General features: G+C 46.6%; 20 protein-coding genes and 1 pseudogene. 13 read left to right on the forward strand and 8 right to left on the reverse strand.

Annotated features, from left to right (window positions below; translation table 11 throughout):
* The first annotated feature begins 76 nt into the window (after positions 1–76).
* Positions 77–907: an IclR family transcriptional regulator domain-containing protein gene (locus tag QJR74_RS07385; RefSeq protein WP_304373894.1), complete on the forward strand. Its 831-nt coding sequence runs from the start codon at positions 77–79 to the stop codon at positions 905–907.
* A 107-nt stretch (positions 908–1,014) separates the two neighbouring features.
* Here the strand turns inward: QJR74_RS07385 and QJR74_RS07390 are convergent, their stop codons facing one another.
* Positions 1,015–2,610 carry a GMC family oxidoreductase gene (locus QJR74_RS07390; protein ID WP_304373895.1) on the reverse strand — a complete coding sequence of 532 codons (1,596 nt, stop codon included), beginning with the start codon at positions 2,608–2,610 and terminating at the stop codon, positions 1,015–1,017.
* 316 nt (positions 2,611–2,926) lie between these two features.
* Between QJR74_RS07390 and QJR74_RS07395 the strand changes: the two genes are divergently transcribed.
* Both QJR74_RS07395 and mdlD read left to right on the forward strand, forming a co-directional pair.
* Positions 2,927–3,808 (forward strand): transporter, encoded by an 882-nt coding sequence (locus QJR74_RS07395; RefSeq protein ID WP_304373896.1) that lies wholly within the window; start codon positions 2,927–2,929, stop codon positions 3,806–3,808.
* 17 nt (positions 3,809–3,825) lie between these two features.
* A complete protein-coding gene (gene mdlD, locus QJR74_RS07400; protein ID WP_304373897.1) occupies positions 3,826–5,130 on the forward strand; it encodes an NAD(P)-dependent benzaldehyde dehydrogenase MdlD in 1,305 nt (434 codons plus the stop codon).
* 5 nt (positions 5,131–5,135) lie between these two features.
* On the opposite strand, the gene QJR74_RS07405 is transcribed toward mdlD, so the two are convergent.
* Positions 5,136–6,041, reverse strand: a complete 906-nt coding sequence (locus QJR74_RS07405; RefSeq protein WP_304373898.1) for a helix-turn-helix transcriptional regulator — start codon at positions 6,039–6,041, stop codon at positions 5,136–5,138.
* Positions 6,042–6,141: 100 nt separating this feature from the next.
* Between QJR74_RS07405 and QJR74_RS07410 the strand changes: the two genes are divergently transcribed.
* Positions 6,142–7,056 (forward strand): bestrophin family protein, encoded by a 915-nt coding sequence (locus QJR74_RS07410; RefSeq protein ID WP_304373899.1) that lies wholly within the window; start codon positions 6,142–6,144, stop codon positions 7,054–7,056.
* Between the two features lie 2 nt (positions 7,057–7,058).
* Here QJR74_RS07410 and rutD read toward each other — a convergent pair whose 3' ends face one another.
* From rutD to rutA, 4 genes are all read right to left on the reverse strand, one after another.
* Positions 7,059–7,844: a pyrimidine utilization protein D gene (gene rutD, locus QJR74_RS07415; protein ID WP_441007655.1), complete on the reverse strand. Its 786-nt coding sequence runs from the start codon at positions 7,842–7,844 to the stop codon at positions 7,059–7,061.
* 14 nt (positions 7,845–7,858) lie between these two features.
* The gene (gene rutC / locus QJR74_RS07420) at positions 7,859–8,266 is read right to left on the reverse strand and encodes a pyrimidine utilization protein C (RefSeq protein WP_304373901.1); all 408 of its coding nucleotides are present in this window, start codon (positions 8,264–8,266) and stop codon (positions 7,859–7,861) included.
* A gap of 10 nt (positions 8,267–8,276) precedes the next feature.
* Entirely contained in the window at positions 8,277–8,939 is a 663-nt protein-coding gene (rutB, locus tag QJR74_RS07425; protein WP_304373992.1) for a pyrimidine utilization protein B, read from the reverse strand.
* A gap of 90 nt (positions 8,940–9,029) precedes the next feature.
* A complete protein-coding gene (gene rutA / locus QJR74_RS07430; RefSeq protein WP_304373902.1) occupies positions 9,030–10,124 on the reverse strand; it encodes a pyrimidine utilization protein A in 1,095 nt (364 codons plus the stop codon).
* Positions 10,125–10,354: 230 nt separating this feature from the next.
* On the opposite strand from rutA, the gene rutR reads away from it, so the two are divergent.
* On the forward strand, positions 10,355–11,017 hold the full coding sequence (gene rutR / locus QJR74_RS07435; RefSeq protein WP_304373993.1) for an HTH-type transcriptional regulator RutR: 663 nt from the start codon (positions 10,355–10,357) through the stop codon (positions 11,015–11,017).
* Here rutR and QJR74_RS07440 read toward each other — a convergent pair.
* On the reverse strand, positions 11,014–11,865 hold the full coding sequence (locus QJR74_RS07440; RefSeq protein ID WP_304373903.1) for an aldo/keto reductase: 852 nt from the start codon (positions 11,863–11,865) through the stop codon (positions 11,014–11,016). The two genes, rutR and QJR74_RS07440, sit on opposite strands and share 4 nt — an antisense overlap.
* Before the next feature lie 117 nt (positions 11,866–11,982).
* On the opposite strand from QJR74_RS07440, the gene QJR74_RS07445 reads away from it, so the two are divergent.
* The 4 genes and pseudogenes from QJR74_RS07445 (at position 11,983) to QJR74_RS07460 (ending at position 15,955) form a co-directional block, all read left to right on the forward strand.
* Entirely contained in the window at positions 11,983–12,942 is a 960-nt protein-coding gene (locus QJR74_RS07445; RefSeq protein ID WP_304373904.1) for an AraC family transcriptional regulator, read from the forward strand.
* A gap of 40 nt (positions 12,943–12,982) precedes the next feature.
* Positions 12,983–14,014, forward strand: a complete 1,032-nt coding sequence (locus QJR74_RS07450; RefSeq protein WP_304373905.1) for an NADP-dependent oxidoreductase — start codon at positions 12,983–12,985, stop codon at positions 14,012–14,014.
* A gap of 293 nt (positions 14,015–14,307) precedes the next feature.
* A pseudogene (locus QJR74_RS07455) lies at positions 14,308–15,356 on the forward strand (glycosyltransferase family 9 protein).
* 77 nt (positions 15,357–15,433) lie between these two features.
* Positions 15,434–15,955 (forward strand): tetratricopeptide repeat protein, encoded by a 522-nt coding sequence (locus QJR74_RS07460; RefSeq protein WP_304373906.1) that lies wholly within the window; start codon positions 15,434–15,436, stop codon positions 15,953–15,955.
* On the opposite strand, the gene QJR74_RS07465 is transcribed toward QJR74_RS07460, so the two are convergent.
* On the reverse strand, positions 15,933–16,937 hold the full coding sequence (locus tag QJR74_RS07465) for a LacI family DNA-binding transcriptional regulator (protein ID WP_369685589.1): 1,005 nt from the start codon (positions 16,935–16,937) through the stop codon (positions 15,933–15,935). The genes QJR74_RS07460 and QJR74_RS07465 overlap by 23 nt on opposite strands.
* A gap of 350 nt (positions 16,938–17,287) precedes the next feature.
* Between QJR74_RS07465 and QJR74_RS07470 the strand changes: the two genes are divergently transcribed.
* The 4 genes from QJR74_RS07470 (at position 17,288) to yjjJ (ending at position 22,660) form a co-directional block, all read left to right on the forward strand.
* Positions 17,288–17,998 (forward strand): gluconate 2-dehydrogenase subunit 3 family protein, encoded by a 711-nt coding sequence (locus QJR74_RS07470; protein ID WP_304373908.1) that lies wholly within the window; start codon positions 17,288–17,290, stop codon positions 17,996–17,998.
* 34 nt (positions 17,999–18,032) lie between these two features.
* The gene (locus tag QJR74_RS07475; RefSeq protein WP_304373909.1) at positions 18,033–19,805 is read left to right on the forward strand and encodes a GMC family oxidoreductase; all 1,773 of its coding nucleotides are present in this window, start codon (positions 18,033–18,035) and stop codon (positions 19,803–19,805) included.
* A 1-nt stretch (position 19,806) separates the two neighbouring features.
* On the forward strand, positions 19,807–21,114 hold the full coding sequence (locus tag QJR74_RS07480; protein WP_304373910.1) for a c-type cytochrome: 1,308 nt from the start codon (positions 19,807–19,809) through the stop codon (positions 21,112–21,114).
* 241 nt (positions 21,115–21,355) lie between these two features.
* Positions 21,356–22,660 carry a type II toxin-antitoxin system HipA family toxin YjjJ gene (gene yjjJ, locus QJR74_RS07485; RefSeq protein WP_304373911.1) on the forward strand — a complete coding sequence of 435 codons (1,305 nt, stop codon included), beginning with the start codon at positions 21,356–21,358 and terminating at the stop codon, positions 22,658–22,660.
* The last annotated feature ends 203 nt before the right edge of the window (positions 22,661–22,863 follow it).

Below are 22,863 nucleotides of genomic sequence, written 5' to 3' on the forward strand. Positions count from 1 at the left end.
GTAACGAGTGTAAGCTGAGTGTTATATTTGTGAGCTATGTTAAAAAAGCGTCATTACTTTACTGTTAAGGAGGTCGATGATGGCCGAAAAAACCCCGCATCCAGCCCATGTCGCGATTGCCGAGCTGATGGCACTGACGGAAAACCGTTATAAGGGCGATCCAAACTTTATGTCTTCGCTGGCACGAGGTCTGATGGTGCTACAAGCCTTCAGTCCAGCCTACCAAGCGCTCTCCACCGCCGAAATTAGTAAAGCTACTGGCCTGCATCGCGCCGCAGTACGTCGCTGTTTGTATACCCTTAATGCACTTGGATTTGTCGATAGTAACGATAATCGCCACTACCATCTGCTACCCAAAGTACTCACCTTGGGACAAGCCTATTTACAGGGTTCTGACCTCGCACGTCACGCGCAAAAGGCACTTGACTATCTGGCTAAAGAATTAAATCACTCTTGCTCAGTAGCGACTTATGATGCAGGCATGATCTTGTATGTCGCGCGGTCCTCAGCGAAGAAAATTCTACAAATCGATTTAGGTCGGGGGAGTCGGTTACCGGCCTATGCCACCTCTATGGGACAGGTCTTACTGAGTGAATTGACTGCTACGCAACTCGACCACTATTTAGCGACCACGCCACTCTTGCCTTTTACTGAGTTTACCCTCACCGACCCTCAGGCACTGCGGGAACGTCTAGCCGAGATTAAAGGCAAGGGTTACGCGATTAATGATCAACAACTTGAGCTAGGGTTAACGTCTTTAGCCGTCCCCATGTATTCAGCAAAAGGGAAGGTGGTGGCAGCCATGAATGTCGGGATGAGCAGTAGCGAGAGCGAAATTGGTGAACTTAAACAGCGAATTCTACCGCGCTTGCAGCGTGCGGCCATGGAGTTATCGTTAGTGCTGTAGAGGCAAGCAGGAATGCAACATCTGCCCTTAAGGTAGCGACAGCAATGTGCCACGAGAAAACAGTAACCCTGTACACAGTGCAGTGTACAGGATTCATGGCTGACGCCTTATGCGTAGAAACGTTTAGCAAACCGCTTGGCAGCAATCAGCGCTAGAGCTTGCGTCGGCGCATTAGTATTACCGCTGGTGATGGTCGGCATGATCGAGGCATCGATAACGTGTAGATTTTGTACGCCATGGACTTGCAGATTGGCATCCACTACGGAAAGTGGATCACTACCCATCCGGCAGGTACCGACCGGGTGCCACATAGTCGTCGCCACTTGTTTAACGAACTCGCCGATTTCCGCATCCGATTGAACCTTCGCACCTGGCATGACTTCTTCTTCGATAACTTCTGCCAAGGACTCCTGTTGCATGATTTCACGCATAGATTTTACCGCTTGAACACCCACTTCTAAATCGTAGTCGTCGCCGATAAAATTTGGGTCAATCAACGGCATAGCAAGCGGGTCACGGCTAGCAAGTTTCACTGACCCACGACTGCGGGGTTGAAGAACGACGAGGGCGAAAGTAATCCCCGAACGCGTACCGGTTGGCGTTAAGCCATTGGTCGAGATGATCGGTTCGTGATAGCACTGTACGGTTGGTTCGGCGGTTAAATCTAACGGGTTCCAATAAGATACCGTTTCAATACCATTGCCTGATGCCGGGCCATCTTTGGTCAGGTAATATCGCATACCCGCTTTAATGGTACCGAAGCCTAAAGCAGCGCTTTGATAACCTAATACACCTTTAACGTATGCACTGACTGGGATAATAGGGTGGTCATGTAAATTTTCGCCCACCCCCGGTAAGTCAACCACAACATCAATACCAAATTGCGTCAGTTCAGCCGCTGGGCCAATCCCCGAAAACTTAAGAATTTTAGGCGATTGAACGGCCCCAGCCGATAGGATCACTTGCTGAGCGCGAATAACCTTCAAGCTACCATTATGATCCACCTCAACACCGGTGGCGGTCGTTCCTTCCATCAAGATTTTACGCACAGTGTGATCGGTAAGGAGGGTGACACGGCCTGACTCAACATGACGTTGGAGGTGAGCGACATAGGCGCTACAGCGTTTCTGTCCCCCAACGTTACTTTGTACTGGCGAAACCCCCACTTGGCTATCGCCATTATAGTCAGGGTTGTAAGGTAGCCCATACTCTTGGAAACTCTTCAAACAATATTGATTAAGTTCATTTATCCCATGCGGTAACTGGACGGCAAGATTTCCCTTAACGCCATGATGTTTATTATGGAAGGTGTCGTTTTTCTCTTGTTCGATAAACGTCTGCCAAATATTCTCAAACGACCAGTCTTGGTCATGACCACTTGCCTCATGCCAATGGTCGAAATCACGCTTTTGCCCGCGCACATAACACATGGCATTGATCGAGGTCCCCCCGCCGACGACCTTTCCCATACGGAAACGACGCACCGAGCCGTGTTGCGGGATAGTATCGTAATCCCAAACATGATGATCTTTTGCAAGGATCTGACCGTAACCCGCAGGGATGTGGATCATTGGGTCTTTATCTTTTGCTCCCGCTTCCAGTACGGCGATCCGGGCTGAAGTATTTTCCGCTAAATAGCCGGCAATCACACATCCTGCCGCGCCGCTACCAATCACTAATACATCATAGTTTGCTTGACTCATGTCTTTTCCTTACAGGTCACCCTCAGAATAGAGTAATGAGAGATATACCTGAGATAATTAAATATCGTTATTACTGTTATTTATTTTTATTAAATTTGTAAAAAACTTCAATACAAAGGATTAACAAAATGCAGTAAATGGAAAAGAGGAGTCATCTTTAAATTGTTGTTTTTAATGGTATTTATTTTTCATGCACAATATAGAATAGTCAAATGCACCACTCAATAAAAAATATTGTTTCATAATTGTTAGATTATCTATCTGTCGTCAAACCTTTATTAGCGTATGACCTCTGACCCTACAGGATAATATAATAATGAAAAAATCAATAACCCGAGCCAGCTTATTAACGGCGGTTTTGCTCTTAAGTCGTTATGGGCATGCCGTGGATGTTAATACCGGCGATTACGATGCATTACCCTCTGGCACCAATCTAGCAATGGTGTATTTACAGTACAGCGAAGCCAATGACTATTATCAGCAAGGTAATCGACAAGATGGCTATCTGCGCACCGAAATGTCGATTACCCGTCTAATTCACTATACCGATATCAACGGTATGCTGGTGGATCCGCAAATTTTGCTGCCTTATGGCAGTGTGCGGGGGGCTTCGGTGAACGGGCAATCCTTAGGAAATGCCACAGGATTTGGTGATCCGATTATTGGAGCAACTTTCTGGGTGATTAACCAGCCGCAAGCAGGCTACGTTGGACGTACTGTAGGGATCACACCGCTATTAACATTGCCATTAGGCAATTACGATCGGCATAAAGCCATTAATATTGGTGAGAATCGCTATAAATTTGACTTACAGATTGGGTGGGTTGAACCGCTTTATAAACAACTAAGCCTTGAGATGTTCCAAGATAGCGTTTTTTATGGCCACAATAATGATGCGGGTAATGGTAACCAAACCCTTAAGCAACATCCCACTTACGAACTACAAACTAATCTACGATACGATTTTAACCGTACGCAAAAAATGGCGGTGGGTTACGCAATCTATACTGGCGGACGTCAACATTTAGATGGCGACTATAATCAAACTAAGACGGCGAGCCAACAAGCCCGTATCGAGTACCAACAGCTATTTGCTGGCCATTTTCAAGTCAGTACGCAGCTTATTCATGATTTCGATGTGAAGAGCGGCTACAAAAAAGATACCGGTCTAAACCTGAGACTGCTGTATTTATTCTAAGATCAAGAGAGGACGTAATGACTATTCAAACTGTGATCGACCAAGCTTTTGCAGCACAAAAAAAAGCTTTTTTAACCGGGAAAACTACCAGTATTGAGGGCCGTTTAGCAAATTTACGCCGTTTTAAGCAAGCTATTTTAACTAATAAAGAAGCGATTTATCAGGCTTTGGATAGCGATTTGGGGAAAACCCCAGACGTTGTCGACATGGCTGAGATCGGTGCCGTCACCGAAGAAATCGATGTCATGTTAGAGAACCTCGCGACGTGGGCGCAGGACGATGTTTTCCCTCTAGCCGGCCATTTTACCGGTTCAGAAGGGCGTATTCGTGCCGAGCCTTATGGCTTAACCTATATTATCGGGCCGTTTAACTATCCGTTCAATTTGACCCTCACGCCATTGGTTGGAGCCATTGCTGCAGGTAATACGGCGATTCTTAAACCCTCAGAGTCGACACCAGCCACCTCAGCTATCATCAAAAAAGTGATTGAAGAGAGCTTTGATCCCGAAATTGTGACAGTTATCGAAGGAGGGCGTAAAGAGAACGAGATTCTGTTGGCTAAACCTTTTGATTTCTTCTTCTTTACCGGCAGCCCGAATGTCGGAAAAATCATCATGAAGGCCGCTGCCGACCACTTAGCTCCAGTCGTTTTAGAGCTAGGCGGAAAATGTCCGGTGGTCGTGTTCGAGGATGCCAACATTGATCTCCTTATTGAACGCCTGACCTACACCAAGTACTTAAATAGTGGCCAAACCTGTGTAGCCCCTGACTATCTCTTAGTTCCCGAAGCAATAAAAGAACAGGTCGTGAGTAAGCTTTTAGCGAAAATTAGTGCTGATTATCAAGGCAAAAGTATTGGTAAAGTTGTCAACGCCAAACAAATTGAAAAACTTGCCAGCTATCTTCAAGCGACGAAAGGAAAAGTGGTTGCTGGGGGAGAGTATGATGAACAAAAGCGTCAATTCGCCGCAACCGTTGTCACCGATGTGGAGTGGGATGATGCGCTGATGGAAGACGAGATTTTTGGACCCATTTTACCGATCCTGAGTTACACCGATTTGGCAAAAGTACGTGAAAAGATTATTACTCATCATGAAAAGCCTCTGGCTATTTATGCTTTCAGCCGTGACGAGCAGGCTGCCTTAGACTTTATTACCACTATTCAGTCCGGCGATGCGCAGATCAACGATATGTTGACGCACGCCATGTGTCCACAACTGCCGTTCGGTGGTATCGGTCCTTCGGGAATGGGAAAATATCATGGTAAAACCAGTTTTGATATTTACTCACACAAACGTTCTATTCGTACCGTAAAAGCTTAACCCCCTCAGTGCGGGCGCTGCGCCCGCATTTCTTTAGGCGTCATACCAAAATATCGGCGAAAGGCTTGTGAAAAGTGGGACTGACTGCTGAAGCCACATTGCCAGGCAATTTCTGCGAGCTGTAAGGTATTAGCAAGAGGCTTCTCCAATAAGCGGCGAGATTCTTCAAGCCGTAATTGCCAGACTAGCTTCATCAAGGACAAGCCTTCTTCCGCTAATAACCGGTTCATATAATTCACACTTAGGTGGGTATGGTCAGCAATTTCTTGCGCCGTGAGTTGGCTCTCGTGTAGGTGCTGGCTGATATAGCTTTTAATCGCCATGATGTTACGGACCTTAGATGCTTTTCGAGTGCGCGTTAAGGTTTCACTGTTTAATAACACCTCACCAAGAGAGGTAATAATCATTCGGCTACCCACCGTCGCCATCATCGGCGTTACCTGCGTAGCTTGAGCAACATAGTGGTCGATCAACGTACTCAAATAGTGAAAATCCTCTGCACAAAGTTGCGTCGAATAGCCACCACTTTGGCGTGTCATCGGTAAGACTTGCTCGGCTAATTTGCGGTCACAACCAATAACATAAAGAGAGGTAGGTCGAGTAAATACTTCCTCAAACTGACTATGCCAAGGCATTAACGAAAGTGATCCATGGGGCAATGATATTTCCCCAAAACGATTGGCGATATGAATTTCACCCTCGGTTACTAATTTGAATATAACCTGATCGGAAGTTCCCTGCTGGGGATAGGCGGTGAGCGTGTCTTTGAACCCATCGAAACGAGAAAATATTGCGCTGGGCGTATGAATAGTACAGAACTCATTCTCCTCGCTTAGCGTAACGTTCGAGGGTTTGAGAAATTGCAGTCCATAACTTTCCGCGAGAAACTTCGCGAGATCTTTCGATTTCATGCAAGCCCTCCATCAGTTAAGCTAATGGGTCAATAATAAAGGATAAGCGTTAGGGCTGCTAGCGTTAACCTTTAGTTCCACTTAAGTTTAGGAACCCGTAATGATTGTCCGCCCCGCACAACACTGGTTTGTCCGCCTTTTTACTTGGCATGGTTCCGTCATGCCCCAAATCCTGTTTCGCTTACTCCTCAATATAGGGATGTCGCTGATTGCCCTAGCGTTTTACCCCTGGCTTAGTCAGCACAATGCGCATTTGACCTTACCGCCTTTCAGTTTATTAGGCATCGCCATTGCTATTTTCTTAGGTTTTCGAAATAACGCCAGCTACAGCCGATATTTGGAAGCCAGAAAAATTTGGGGCTCCATGATGATTACGAGCCGTAGCCTTATCCGTCAAACACTCTGTGCTGTAAATGAGGGGCAAAGCCCAAAATTAGCCGCCAAATTATTAATTGCTTATGCTTGGACACTAAACCACAGTTTACGAGGTAGCTCTGCGCGGCAGGACTTAGAGCGATTGATTACCCCAGAACACATTGACGACTTAGTGAATCGCCAATCGATGGCAAATATGCTGCTATTGAAGGTGGGAAAATTCTATGCTGATCTGCTGCGGCAAGGAAAGGTATCCGAACTTAACTATCGTAACATCGACGAAAATCTCAATGAATTATCGCGCTGCTTGGGAGGCTGTGAGCGTATCGCGAATACTCCTGTACCTTTTGCGTATTCGTTGATCTTACAACGAACCGTTTACCTGTTTTGTACTCTGCTACCTTGGGCCTTGGTTGCAGATTTACATTGGTTAACGCCTTTTGTCTCCGGTTTTGTGTCATATACCTTCTTGTCATGGGATGCGGTGGCGGAAGAGATGGAGCATCCCTTTGGTAAAGGCGCTAATAACCTTGCGCTCGATGCTATCTGTACCGGTATCGAACGCAATCTATTAGAGATGACGGAGCAAACACCTTTACCGCCATTGAAGCAGGTCGATCAATATTATAATCTCACTTGATCTTATTGTGACGTTGTCACGCTTTCTAGCCAATGGATAAGTTGATCGGTGAAGGGGACAGGGTCAGTCACTGTCATGGCATGTCCCCCGTAGGCTATTAGAGAAAATTGGCTATTGATTAACCCTTCTGCCAGCTGTTCGGAACACATCCAAGGAACCAGTAAATCATCTTTCGAACACATCACAAAACAAGGTAGAGTAATCTTCTGTAGACTCGCACTCAGATCAACTGCCATCAACGCCGCTAACCGACGCCGCAAATTATGCTCACCTTGAAAATGCTGTCGCTGCAATAGCTCTTCTTCCGCCATCTCTTCTACGTGCTGGGCGAGCCAATCAGCGGGATAGAGGAAACAGGGCTGAGCCTGTAGATAGGCTTCCGCACTTATCGATAAGAGATTACGTCGTACCTCAAAACAGCGTTGAGTATGCGGGCTAAGTGCTGCCCAACCATTAATCACCACTAAACTGAGTAACCGCTGCGGGTATAATTCAGCCAGGGTGAGGCCTATGATACCGCCCAAAGCATGTCCAACCAGATGACAAGACTGGATCCCCAAGTGATCCAGTAACTGCACAACCTCTTGGGCCATCATGTCCATTGTGTAGTCGTCTGGTAATTGCGCCGAACTGCCACCAGTACCGCGCTGGTCATAAACTATCACACGATAATCTCGCTCTAGACGAGTAAGTTGTGGCCGCCAATAACTGGCGACACCTCCTAAACCTGAAGAGAGTAAGACTGTGGGAACGTCTGGCTCGTCACGGCCCGAAACGCGATAAGCGATGGGAAAAGTCATGATTATCCTCGCGTAAATTGCGTTGACGGTCCGACATGGGCAACACTGGCTATTTCAATCAGTGCCTCAGGTTTCACTAAGCCACACTGGATACAGTAACGTGCAGGGCGGTCAGCCGGAAAATACTCAGCGTAAACCTGATTAATGGCTGCATAATTGGCCCAGTCTGTAATAAAAATAGAGTTGAAGGTGACGTCCGATAAACTGCCGCCTGCCGTTTCAATCACGCTTTTGATTATCTCTAACACATGGCGTGTTTGCGCCGCGGCATCACCAGGAAAGACAACATTGTTTTCGCTATCAAAAGGTAAGGTGCCTGAAACATACACCACACCATCGGCGTACGTACCGGGAACGAAAGGGGCTATTGGGTTACTGCTATTAGCAAGATTGATCACTTGTTTAGGCATAACGTTCTCCTTACGCCGTCTGCTTTAGCGGCCGTTGGCAGTCACTAGCGGCCTGACAAAATGTCTCAACATCTGACACCCAGCCAAAGAAGGTCTCAATATTGTAGAGGGCTGCTTGTTGGGTAAAAGCCGGGCCTGCTTGATGCGTCGCATCTTCAAGCACCACACTGAAATATTCGAGGAAGAAACTGTCTCTTAACGTTGATTCCACGCAGACATTAGTAGCAATACCTGTGAAAATGAGGTGATGAATGCCGTAGCTACGTAATAAGCTGTCAAGCTGGGTGTTGAAGAACCCGCTGTAGCGCGGTTTACTTAATACAATATCACCCGGCTGCGGCGTCAGTTCATCAACCAATGCGTAATCCCAACCGCCTTTTGCTAATAACTTGCCCTGTAAAGCTGGCTGCCGACGCATGGTTTTTAAGGCATTAGATTTATGAAAGTTGGGGGAACCGGGGCCACCTGCTTCAACATAGTGTTGATCCCATCCATTTTGGAAAAAAATCACTTTAATTCCTGCAGCACGGGCTGCCTTTACCGCTTGTTTTATATTAGCAATAACAGGTCCGGTGTGACTGATATCGAATCCCGCCAAATCCAGATAACCGCCTTGCGTCGCATAGGCATTTTGCATATCAATGACGATCAATGCGGTTTGGTCACAGGGCATGGCGATCTGCTCAGGTCGAGCATTAAGTAATAACTCATTATCATAAACAGTATTGTCACGGCGAACCGTTGTGGGGGAGGATAATGTCATCTATGCGACCTCGCGGCTGGTTGTGGTGGAGAGGTGTTGACGGGTAGTCATAAGTGGCTGGATGAATTGACCAAACTTCTCGATGCCTGTCACAAAGTCATCAAAGGTTAATAGCACACCTCCCGTGCCCGGAACGGTGGCAATCTCATCTAACATCGTGGCAATTTGCGCATAGGAACCCACCAAGGTCCCCATATTAATGTTTACTGCGGACGTGGGGTCGGCCATTTGCCGAACGTTGGTTGTGGCATCGGCGCGTTTATCTTGCTGCGTTTGATCGGTTAACCAGCTTAACGCGGCCTCATCTGCTCCGGCCTTGTAGTGCTCCCACTTTTCACGAGCCAAGGATTCACTCTCTTCAGCAATGATCATAAATAAGACAAAAGAAGGGACGTCGCGTTGCGCACTCTCTGCAGCCTGGCTCATTCTTTGGGCCGTCTGACTGAAAGCACAAGGGGTATTAACGCCTTTACCGAAACAGAAATTATAGTCAGCGTATTGTGCAGAGAAATTTAGGCCAGCGTCGCTTTGCCCCGCACAAATAATTTCCACTTTGGAAGCTGGTTGGGGACTGACACGGCAATCGTCCATCGTGAAGAATTGCCCCTTGTGATCGCAATGTCCGGTTGACCAAAGATCACGTAATACTGATACATATTCGGTTAAGTAGGCGTAGCGTTGGCTAAAATACTCATCACCCGGCCAGAGTCCCATCTGGGCATATTCCGGTTTTTGCCATCCGGTCACCACATTCACCCCAAAACGTCCTGGCGAAATGGAATCGATGGTTGCCGCCATTCGCGCGACAATTGCCGGAGGCATCACTAAGGTTGCCGCGGTAGCATAGAGCTTAATGCGCTCCGTTACCGCGGCGAGTCCGGCCATGAGTGTGAAAGATTCAAGATTATGGTCCCAGAATTCCGTTTTACCGCCGAATCCACGTAATTTAATCATCGATAATGCAAAATCGAAATGGTAATACTCAGCGCGTTGAACGATAGTTTTATTCAGCTCGAATGTCGGTTTGTATTGCGGAGCGTTCTCTGAAATTAACCAACCGTTATTGCCGATAGGTATAAAGACACCAATTTTCATCTTTGCCACCTCTTTCAAAATAGTCGATGGTGCTAAGCGAGCCGGAGAAATGAACCCGGTAGAAAGAGATGTGCAAGCAGGGTGCCAACTTTAAAAAAGCTTTATTGATGAGGAGGTTAATCCTTTATACTGAAAAACACTGGAGTAAATGGTCTAAAGTAGACCATTTGGTGCACAATTGTTGAACAGCCATGGGCAAGGGCGGTGCAGTCGTTTCAACCGCTGGACCGATGAAAGAGAGGAGAGTACTTGTGAGTGAGACCAAAACCCAATCCAGTGCGTCGCGGCGATCACGTGCCGCCAATCAGAAACGCCGGACTATCCTATCTGCAGCATTGCCGCTATTTTCACAGTTCGGTCTACATGGCACTTCATTAGAACGGATTGCCGAAAGCGCAGATGTCTCAAAAACTAACCTGCTCTATTATTTTCCCTCAAAGGAAGCGTTATATATTGCCTTACTGGAAGACTTGCTCGAAGTATGGCTGGCACCACTAAAAGCCTTCGCCGTGGAGCAAGATGCTATCACGGCGATTGAGCACTATATTTTGTTGAAGCTAACGGTGTCGAGGGACCATCCTGCCGCCTCTAAACTCTTCTGCTTGGAAATGCTCCAAGGCGCGCCATTATTAACCCAAACCCTGCATACTGCTTTAAGGCAATTAGTAGAAGAAAAATCGGCGATTATTCAGGGCTGGGTCGATGCGGGACAACTTGCCCCGATCGATCCACTCCATTTGATTTTTACGCTGTGGGCGACGACTCAGCATTATGCCGATTTTGGGGTACAGGTTGCAGCGATCAGTGGTAAAACGCTTGATGATCCCGAATTTTTTCAACAAACCTTCGACAATGTAAAAAAGATTATCGTTCAAGGTATTACCCGTTTTTAGGTGGCAAAACGGCGTGTTCCAATAAATTTAATCCGCTCAGGGTCTGCGTGATTGGCAATCAAGGGTTTACCCAGATCTAAGGTAGAAATTTCCTTCATATCCTGCTCTGTTAGGCTGAAATCGAATACCGCAAAATTTTCGGCGATACGCTGAGGATTAACAGACTTAGGGATCACTACGATATTTCGTTGTAACAACCAACGTAATATGACTTGTGCCACTGTTTTCTGATGGCGTTGAGCAATAGTGGTGAGTAACGGTTGAGTGAAAATTTCGTTTTTGCCTTCTGCAAAGGGTGCCCAAGCCTCGATAGCGATATGATGCTGCTGCATAAATTCCGCCGCATGGTTCTGCTGGCAAAATGGATGAGTTTCGACTTGATTAACCATTGGCGCAATGTGGTTGAAGGTTATCAAGTCGGCTAACTGGGCGGACGAGAAGTTACTAACACCGATAGCTTTGATCACGCCTTCACGATAAAGATCCTCCATCGCTCGCCACGACCCATGTATATCCGAATAGGGCTGGTGGATAAGATAAAGGTCAAGGTAATCCGTTTGGAGTCGTTCGAGCGACCGATAAAACGCTTCTTTAGTACTTTCGTAGCCATAATCTTGTACCCACAGTTTCGTGGTGAGAAAAATCTCCTTGCGCGCAACGCCACTGCGAAGGATGGCCCTGCCTACCGCCGCTTCGTTCTCATACGCTGAGGCGGTATCGAGTAACCGATAGCCGCAGGTTAATGCGCTGATGACTGCCTCCTCACAGAGGTTAAGATCCGGTATTTGAAAAACACCAAATCCAAGACGTGGCATCGCGATACCATTTGATAATTCAGTCGTTAACATTTCAGGTCCTCATGACAGGAAGGTAAGCAGTACTCCCACGGTAACCAGAGAGGGGTGGAAAATAAATAATTAAAACGCCACAATACTTTTGTAAAAGTCTTTTAGTACGGAATGGTTATGGATCCTTTCTCAGATATTTTAACGTTACTGTCGGCGCGCAGTTACGCCACGGCTGGGTTATCTGCTAGTGATCAATGGAGTCAACAATTTTTCGGCTTTGATGGACTGAAATTTATTTTCATTCAGTCAGGCCATTTTTGGTTTCGATTCGATGACGAGCAAACATGGGTATCCCTTTCGGCAGGTGAGGGCGTTATTTTGACCCGACATAGGCCCTTTGTAATGGCGACCGATACGCAGCTCGCGGTAAAGCCAGCCAATGTTTCACCCAAAGCGGAAAATGACCCACAAATTAGTGCCGCATCACCCAACATGTTGCTGGCAGGTAAGATGGAGCTCGATACCAGTGGCGCAGATTTATTATTAGCGATGTTGCCTGGATTACTTACTTTCGACAGTCGCACAGAGCGCAGTCACAAAATCGCCTGGCTAATGCAACAACTTTATAGTGAAAAACGCCAATTAGCCCCCGGCTATAGTTTAGCCTGCGATCACCTAATGCATCTCGCCATCATTGAAGTATTTCGTGATTGGCTACAACGACAAACCTCTGCCTCCGGTATCGCTGCTGCCTTAGTCGATCCGAGAATTTTAAGAGTATTGCATCATTTGCATCAGCATCCGGCTAAAGCCTGGCAGCTTAATGAATTAGCCGCAATCGCGTCGCTCTCGCGGGCAGCTTTCGCGAAACATTTTCATGAAGTGATGGGTATCACCCCAATGCGTTATCTTACCGCTTGGCGTATGCGATTAGCGAGTAAATCCCTGAGATTCAGTGGTGAAGCCATTAAGACGATTGCTTATGAATTAGGCTATAAGAACGAAAGTACCTTTAGCGTCGTGTTTAAACGTTATTATGGGCATGCGCCAAGTCACCATAGGCAATACGCTCCCTTATTAGGCCATCCGTCGCATCAAAGGTTAAGCCCTAAGGCTAGCGACGCTGCAGAAAGTTAGCTAGGCTCTAGTAAATGGTCTCATCTTATTAAGGAATCACATGTCCACTGCAGCACAAACCTATCAAGGCTGGCAGCTTAACCAGCGGCCAAACGGAGAACCGACTGAACAGTGTTTTGCCTGGGTCACGGGTGAACGTCCTACGCCTAAGCAGGGTGAATTACTTCTACGCACGGAATATTTGTCAATCGACCCCTATATGCGCGGCAGAATGGATGACGGTGAATCTTACGCCCCGCCAGTACAGCTCGGTGATGTCATGGTAGGGGGGACAGTATCTCAGGTTGTACACTCTACAGTACAAGGCTTCGAAGAAGGTGATTGGGTATTATCTCAAGGGGGGTGGCAAAATTACTCACTCGCTAAACCTGAAGAGGTGATTAAGCTCGATCATGGATTAGCCCATCCCTCTTATGCACTGGGAATACTCGGTATGCCCGGTTTTACTGCCTATATGGGGCTGACCGATATCGGTAAACCTAAGGCAGGTGAAACATTAGTCGTGGGGGCGGCCACGGGACCCGTTGGCGCAACAGTAGGGCAGTTAGCGAAACGTTTTGGTTGCCATGTTGTAGGAGTTGCAGGGGGTGCAGACAAATGTCGTCATGCAGAAGAAGTACTAGGTTTCGATCAGTGCATTGATCACCGCGCCGACGATTTTGAGCAACAGTTGGCGAAAGCCTGTCCTAACGGTATCGATATTTACTTTGAGAACGTGGGCGGAAAAGTATTTGATGCCGTCTTCCCACGCCTGAACCCGCGTGCACGTGTACCGGTTTGTGGGGCAGTCGCTTACTATAATCAAGAATCACTACCAGAAGGTCCAGATAGAACGTCTTATATCATCATGCAATTGATCAAGAAGCGTATTTTAATGCAGGGCTTTATCATTTTTGCTGATTATGCTGATCACTATTCGGATTTCTTAGCAACCATGACACCTTGGGTGGAGAATGGTGAGATTCACTATCGTGAACAAATGATTGAAGGACTTGAACAAGCACCGCAGGCCTTAAATAAGGTGTTGCGCGGTGAAAACTTTGGCAAAGTTGTGATTAAAGTTCAACCCTAGTCTTTTCTACCCTAGCCAGCGTGCTAGGGCAGAAAGCCGCCACCCGCCAGCTACATCAATAGCATACCGATTCTCTCACTTCGTCTATCTGATCATTTATATTTATAGGGTAATGACTCAAGGCTCTGCTTTTTGTAGTTACCCTTACTGTCAATATTAGGAATATGTCAGCATTACAACTATTACCATGAAAAATTAAACTTTTTACGATCATGAACAATTTATGCTTTATAGGGTCAATTATATAATTCCGATACTAAAAATATAAATGATATAGCTTGGTAGCATAAAAAATGTCCATGTTAAGAACCCTAGCCTGTAGTATTTTCGACTACAGCACGCAGCCGTTGATTGCCAATAATGTCCAAACCGTCGTGTTGCATATCCCAGATCAAATCGGCGATGCTATGGCGACTTACCCCCTGATCCGTTCATTAGAGAAGCAGCAGGTTGACCATCTCATTATCATCGCCTCCACCCTTAATTATCACGTATTCGAAGCCCTGACGCTGGAAAATACTCGCTTAACGGTGATCAAGACTTCATTCCAAGACGTCGCTGGCTACCGCGAAATCAAAGCGCTCGCGAGGCAGATCCGTGCCGAATACGGCGTCCCCGACCTCTGTATCGAGGCAATGCGTAAAAAGAATCTTAAAACGCTATTATTTGTGAAAACCCTACGCGCTAAGGCGAATTTACAAGCTGTAGGTCTGAAGATGCGTTGTTTTTCCTCTTGTTGTCGTGTGGCATCCCGTATGGATCAGAAATTTCGTGCTCCTGTCCCCATGACCTGGTCTATTTTAATGCGCGAAGCCGGTTTCCCTGTCGTGAATGCTGGTTTTGAATTGCCCATTCCCGCAACAACCTTACAGGAGGTAGAGTCAGAACTTCACGCAATAGGACCTTATATTGCATTAAATTTTGAGGGAAGCGTGGCAGAACGTACCTTTTCACCCGAGGCCGCTGATCAATTGCTTACGCTTATTCAACAGATTACTCACTTACCAATAGTAATAGTGCATAGCCCGAAAATGCGTGAACAGATAAAAAAACGTGTGGCTGAATGGCAAAATGTCTATTGCTTAACGCTCGAGCCTTCTATTCTTCGTACTGCCGCGGTAGTCCGTAATGCTTTTTAACGATTTCTCCTGATACCTCTATCGTCCATATGGCCAGTGCTTACCAAGTTCCTGTTTTAGCCGTGTACTCTAATTTTAAAACCCGCTGGCCACCCATGCAGACTCTCGCTGAAACCGTGGTTGTGGGAAGAGAGATTAGTGAGATCCATGCAGGGGAATTCAGCGAAAAACTGCAACGATTAATTAGCCGAATTTCTGTTTGAATTCCATTCAGCTCGACAAAAAAGAGGTAAACGCGTTAGGCTACCGGCTGCTTACCTTTCAGTGAGTTATCGATACTATGAGTGATGCCCATTTACTGTCTTATGCGATAGCGTTACGAAAAAATAAAAAGCACGATCAAAGCAGAATGAGGCTCTTTTCTTTATTAAAGACCTCCAAGGACAAGGGACCACTCTATCTCCATATTGCGTGGTCCTATGATAATCAAGGACGTGAAGAGCAAGCACTCAAGTACTATCACCAAGCGCTGGGGGAAACCCTTGGTGCAGAAGATGAATTTGAGGCCATATTCGGTTTGGCCTGTACGGCTCGCTGTTTAGGCCGACAGGCCGAGGCGAAAGGGTACTTTGAATCACTTTTACAGCGATACCCTGCGCGCAGTGAGGTGGTGCCTTTTTATGCACTCTGTGCGATGGAATTACAGGAAACTAGTCTGGCAAACCGCTTGCTAATGGAATTAGTCATCTCTCATCCCCCCACCGAAGCGATAGTCGCTTACCAATCGACGTTGGCAAACTATTGGCAAGAATTACACGTCGCCACCAAGCAGAGTGAGGCTAATAACAGTTCTCAGCCGTAAAAATGCTGAAGGGTACTTCACCTTCTTGGTAAGTATCCGGTACGCTAAGATCTTCAAGATACTGGGTCATTAACTTGAGTGCGATATCCGCATGGCGATAGGCATTTTGGTCAATGACGAAAGACAATTGATCCGCCATCAACAACTGTGAAGTGATCGGGTACAATTCATGTGTGAGGTAGGCGCATTTACCTAATAACCGGTAACGAGCAAGTAATCGACTTACCTCAGCATTCACGTCCCCAGTATTATAAAGACCTGCCAACTGCGGTAAGTTTGAAAGGCTATTATCGAGTAGCCTGCTCAATCGTTCACGTTGATCTTCGCCAGCTAATATTGCTCGTATAGTAATATGGGGGCCTCGTTGCTGTAATGCAGATTTAAAACCCGCGATTCGTTGTTGATGAGCAGTATATTCATGTCGGCCAGTTACCAGTAAGACGTCGCCCTGTGCTGGCACGATTTTAGACATTAACAAGCCTGCAGTGCGTCCCGCTTGATATTGGTTGATACCTACATGGCAGAGTCGTTTTGCTTGGCATAAATCTGAAGCAACGGTGATAACGGGTACGCCGCTCGACTGACAGGCATCTATCGCAGCAATAATTTCAGGGTTATCTTGCGCAAAAACGATTATTCCGTCGCGACTTGTTCGACAACGGCTAATATGCTGAGCCACTTTCTCAGGATAGGCTTCTGATAGAAGTGTTCGGTGTAAAGCTATGCGTTGATAGCCCATTAAATCGGCGACTTTACGAAAATCCTCGGCAAGCTTTTGAAAGAAGTAGGTATCGTTAGAGCTTAAGATGACCTCAATCTGCCAAGCTTGACGGTAACTGTCGGGTAAAATACGCTTCAGTCCCGCTAATTTTGCTGCCTGCAAAACTTTCAGCGTCGTATGAGGTGAAACACCCCCTCGTTCATTTAATACTCGATCAACTGTTGCGACTCCTACACCCGCCATGGCGGCAATTTTATCCATCGTCACTTTCTTCATTGTTTGTTCAATCCGTTATTTACTCTACTTCAGTGCGCTAGCTTAATTGCACGCGCCTCGATGCCGGGGTTAATAGCTTAACGTTAAGTGTTAAAAGTACGATTAGTAAATGTTGGCATTAATTTAAATTTGATGGAAAACCCTCAACGATTTTGTATTTCGTCCTGCCAAAAAACACTACTATCGCCATGATCATCCCCGCTATATCGCTTTTTTGGTCCTAACAGGTTAACGCTACTGCTTGATAAGCAGATTAGGTTGTTGGGATATAACAACAGGGGGTGGGCAATTTGAAAAAACTTGAATGACTTTATTGTGTGGCAGGTGAGAACCTTATGAAAAGAAGAGATTTTTTATCCTCTCTCGCCGTACTTGGGGCCAGCGTGCCCTTAGTCAATGCGAAAGAAGTATCAGGCGGCCAACCTTGGGAGCCGGGTGCCATCAGTACTCCTCCGAGTCCTCCTCGACAAGGCGGGCGTCAGTACTTAACTCAACATGAGTTTGATACTGTTGCGATCATTGCCGAACGTTTTATTCCCCATGATGAAATGAGTATTAGTGGTAAAGAAGCAGGCTGCGCAATCTTTATCGATCGCCAACTTGCTGGCGACTTTGGGCAAGCAACCGCATTGTATCGTTTAGGACGATTTGTACCAGGTACCCCTGAGCAGGGACCACAATTTGTCCATACTCCGGCAGAGCGTTATCGGCTGGGATTAGCCGCATTAGATAAAGCGGTTCAACAACGTTATCACACGGACTTTATTTCCCTGACTGACGCGCAACAAGAAACGGTTTTGCGGGCAATGGAAGCGGATGACTTTCCCTTAGGTTCAGAGATCGATACCAAAGCATTTTTTGAACTGTTGTTACAAAATATCCGCGAAGGTTTTCTTTCTGACCCGCTTTACGGTGGCAACAAGGGTATGGCTAGTTGGAAAATGATTGGTTTTCCCGGGGCGCGCTACGATTTTCGCGACCTACTCGATAAGAAAGGGCAAAAACTTAACATTATTCCCACCAGTCTTATTGATAACTCGTTGTAATCATATCCTTTACTCACCGTAATAAGAGTCCAATATGAAAAATAGTCGTCCCAAGGCTGATGTTGCTATCGTCGGCTTAGGTTGGTGCGGTTCGTTGATCGCAGAAGAGCTTACTCGTGCAGGGTTAAACGTTGTCGCTATCGAACGTGGTCCTTGGTTTGAAACTGCTACTGACTTTCCCCCCTCGGTGGACACCGATGAACTACGCTGGGATACTCGTCGCAGTATGTTACTGCCGCCCGCCATCGAAACCACCACTTTTCGTAATAACATTCAGCAAAAAGCCTTACCCAGCCGGGAGTGGAACCTGAATGAACTCGGCTATAATGTTGGCGGTTCTGGCACCCACTGGGCTGGTATGGCCTGGCGCTTTACGCCTTTCGATTTACAACCCTACACCCAAACCGTTCAACGCTACGGTAAAGCAAAAATCAAACCCGGTATGATCTTACAAGACTGGGGCGTGACCTATGAAGAGCTAGAGCCATTTTACGATCGCTTTGAGAAGATTGCTGGGGTATCGGGGAAAGCAGGGCGTTTAAAGGGAAAAATAATCGAGGGCGGTAATCCGTTTGAAGGTGACCGTTCTAGCGAATACCCTCTACCACCATTAGAAGGAATGCGTTTAACCGATATTTTTAGAGATGCCGCTAAATCACTAGGTCAACATCCTTTTATGGTTCCAGCAGGTCAAGCTTCTCGGGCCTATGTTAATCCTCTTGGTGTGAGAATGGGGCCTTGTACCTACTGTGGTTACTGTCTTTACTACGGCTGCGGCAATTTCTCGAAATCTAGCCCGAATGCCTGCGTCATTCCCGCCTTGATGCAGAGGGACAATTTTACCGTCTTAACTGATTCAGCAGTGGTAAGAGTTAACAAAGCGCATGACGGCAAAACAGTGACTGGTGTTACCTATATCGACAAAAATAAACAAGAGTGGGAGCAGCCTGCTGATATTGTGATCCTATCCGCATTTCAAATGCAAAATGTGCGTTTGTTACTGCTGTCCAAAATTGGTCGCCCTTATGACCCCATCACTAAAAATGGGGTAGTTGGTCGTGCCTATAGTTTTCAAACCGTTTCCGGTGCAAGCCTATTTTTCGAGGATGAACACCTTAATCAATTTATTGGCGCAGGGGCGTTATCACAACAGGTCGACGACTTTAATGGCGATAACTTCGATCATAGTGACCTCGACTTTATTGGTGGGGCGGGTATTTTAGTGGTAGCTCGCGGCGCAAGGCCTATTGGCAATGCGGACGCACTCCCGCCGGGGAGTCCACGCTGGGGAAAAGGCTGGAAACAGGCTTACACACATGCGTTTCAAAATGGCACCTTTATTTTCGGCCAAGGTACCAGCTATTCTCATGAAGACTACTATCTCGATTTAGACCCGGAATATACTGATCATTACGGTGATCCACTGTTACGAGTAACCTTTGATTACCATGAAAACGATCGCAACTCAGCGAAATTCATTGAAGAGAAAAGCGTTGAATTAGGCAAAGCAATGGGTGCCAAGATTGTGATTGGGACAAACTCTGCCTCGGGGCATTACTCTCCTTATAATTTCGCCAGTGACCACACTATAGGTGGTGCCGTGATGGGAGAAGATCCTGCGACAAGTGTACTAAACCGATATCAACAATCGTGGGATACCCATAATCTCTTCGTTTTAGGTGCATCTTCCTTTCCCAATAATGCTGGCTACAACCCCACAGGCACCATTGGCGCACTGAGCCTATGGACTGCTAAAGCGATCCTTGAACAGTATTTAAAAAATCCTGGTCCTTTGGTGAAGGTGTGAAATGAAAATTAAAGCGATTGTTGGGAGTTTGGCTATTGTAGGCGCTGCCATCGGCGGCACGCTCTTGTATGTCAACGGAAATACCCATACAGATAATGTTGCCGATTCAGTGGTTCCTCTTTATCAACAGGCAAAAGAGAGTGATCCCGCGGCGATCGAACGGGGACGTTATATAGCGATAGCGGGGGATTGTGTTGCTTGTCATACTGCACCGGGGAGTCGAGACGCTTTCGCAGGAGGTTATGCGATTAAAACGCCTTTTGGAGGAATTTACACCAGTAATATCACCCCTGACAGAGAGACAGGAATCGGAGATTGGACGGAGCGTGATTTCTATCGCGCCGTTCGTCACGGTAAAGGTATTAAGGGAGAAAATTTGTATCCTGCTATGCCTTATAACGCTTACGTTCAAGTCAGTGATCAAGATATGCATGATCTCTGGTTATATATGCGTACTGTTAAACCTATCCACAATGCTGTTCCCGAAACACAGCTTCCTTTCCCTTATAATATTCGTTTGGCAATGATGGGGTGGAACTTACTGTTCTTTAGTAATAAAGGTTTCGAGGCCGATCCCACACGTTCAGCACAATGGAATCGTGGGGCATATTTGGTGCGAGGATTAGAGCATTGTGCCTCCTGCCATACACCGAAGAATGCTTTAGGTGGTGATAGCAATAAGACCCTACAGGGAGGAAATATTGGCGATTGGTTTGCACCAGATATTACGAATAATAAGTATACAGGGATTGGCCGCTGGACCCCCGAGCAGATTGTACAATATCTCAAAGAGGGGAGTAATCATGTTGCCGTAGCATCCGGACCGATGGCTGAGGCAGTGACTAACTCTACTCAATATCTAACAGATGATGATCTGCAAGCCATTGCGACTTATCTAAGCACTCATCCAGGCTCTGCAACACGCTCACCACAGGCTGTTAGTGGGGGAGAAATGATGCGGCAGGGTGAGCAAGTGTATGCTGTAAACTGTACCGCTTGTCACAATAGTGATGGAAAAGGCATTCCGCATTTGGCTGCGAGTTTAGCGGATAACCCAGCCATCATGGCAGCTGATCCCACCTCATTACTGACAACAATCCTTGAAGGGGGGCGCGGAGCGGTTACCCACGCCAATCCAACTAGCGGAGCGATGCCTAGTTTTGCTTGGAAATTATCCGATCAACAAGCGGCTACCGTGGCAACCTATATCCGTAATAGTTGGGGAAATGCCGCTAATCCCGTCACGGTAAAAGAGGTTAGCGCAAGAAGAGAAGCACTCAAGCTTCCTTCACAAATGCCGGCACAGTAATCACTTCCAGCTTATCACAATCAGCAGCGCTAATAGTCGATATCAGCAATGCTGATTGTTCTTCTCTCTCGTATATACCAAAAGTATGGCATGGCATGCCCGCCGCCATCAGGCTCCTGCTCATCGTTGGTTACGCGCCTTGTGTGTAAAAGTTAGCCAACAGGGTGACATTTCTGCCTCTAACTGATAAATTATCTATTCAAAAAGCTATTCATAAATCTATTCAAAAGAGGGCATGTTGATGGGAGAGCGTACTGAAGCTATACGCCTACAGCTTCAACAATCACCGATGACAGCAAGACAACTTGCTGAAAAGATTGAAGTTAGTCAGCCGACGCTTTCGCGTGCGCTTAAAGTGATGGAAAGCGATATCATTAAAATAGGTGCGGGACCTTCTATTCATTATGCACTGAAACACCCTTATCGCGGCTTTCGCGATGCCCCGATATATCGAATATCTGAATCAGGCAAAATAAAATGCTTGGGCGTGATGATCCCAGTCTATCCCAGCGGCTTTGCGATGTGTCAGACTGATGGCATCGTTCTTCATAGCGATGGTTTACCTTGGTGGCTATTTGATATGCGTCCGCAGGGGTATCTTGGCCGAGCCTTTGCAAGTGCCTTTTCATCAGAATTGGGGATATCTTCGAATCCAGAAAATTGGCAAGACGACGATGTCATCAGAGCCTTGTTAACTCATGGGCAAGATAGCGTGGGTAACTTACTCATTGGTGAAAAGGCGAAAGAACAATTTTTAGCGATGCCAACCCCGACGCCAATAGACCCTGTCCAACATTATCCTCAGCTTGCATTGTCCTCCAGCTTAGGTGAAGTACCTGGTTCGTCGGCAGGGGGCGAACAACCCAAGTTTTGTACTTTTAGTGCTCGCGGCCATGTTCTGGTGAAGTTCACCGCACGCGAAGATAACCCTGTCAGTGAAAGGTGGCGCGATTTACTCTTGGCAGAACATCTAGCCTTGCAAGTACTTGGCGTTGATACAACTATAATGGATTTAGGCAGTCAACGTTTTCTCGAAATTCCTCGTTTTGACCGCAAAGATGCATTAGGGCGAATAGGTATTTTTTCATTGCGTGCATTAGAAGCAGAATTTATCGGTAAAGCCCGCGAACCTTGGCCAAGTTTAGTAAAATGGCTCGCCGCTCAGCAGCATGTCGTTCCGGAAGCCGTTCAAAAAGCGGCAACCTTGTGGGCATATGGCATATTGATCGGTAATACCGATATGCATCATGGTAATTTATCTTTTATTAGTGATCAGGGGCGACCATATCAGTTAGCACCTGCCTACGATATGCTACCGATGGGCTTTGCGCCAAAATCCGGTGGTGAGAGAGTCAATACATTACGACCGGCAACGTTACTCGATGTGATCGATGAACAGTGTTGGCATCGGGCGTTAGCGATGGCTGAAGAGTTCTATCAACTGGCCCGAGCCTCTAATGACTTCTCGGCAAGTTTTGCGCCTTGCCTAGAGGCATTAAAAGCGCATTTAACGGATGCCCGCCAGCGTATTGAGCGACTGGGATGAGGGAGGTGAGTCGCGCTTTGTTGACTAGGATAGCGTCGTGCCTTGCAGAAATCTGAAAATTGTTTAAGTCAGTCAGCCCTTAATTCGGCTGATACAAGACAGGATTTTTTTCGTGTAAAGGTTATAACACTACTCAGCAAGCTAGCGGCAATGGTTGCGAGAGGGAGTATCTGTACTCTACCAGAAGTGAATTATTCATCATT

It is taken from the genome of Tatumella ptyseos (assembly GCF_030552895.1).
Taxonomy (GTDB): domain Bacteria; phylum Pseudomonadota; class Gammaproteobacteria; order Enterobacterales; family Enterobacteriaceae; genus Rosenbergiella; species Rosenbergiella ptyseos_A.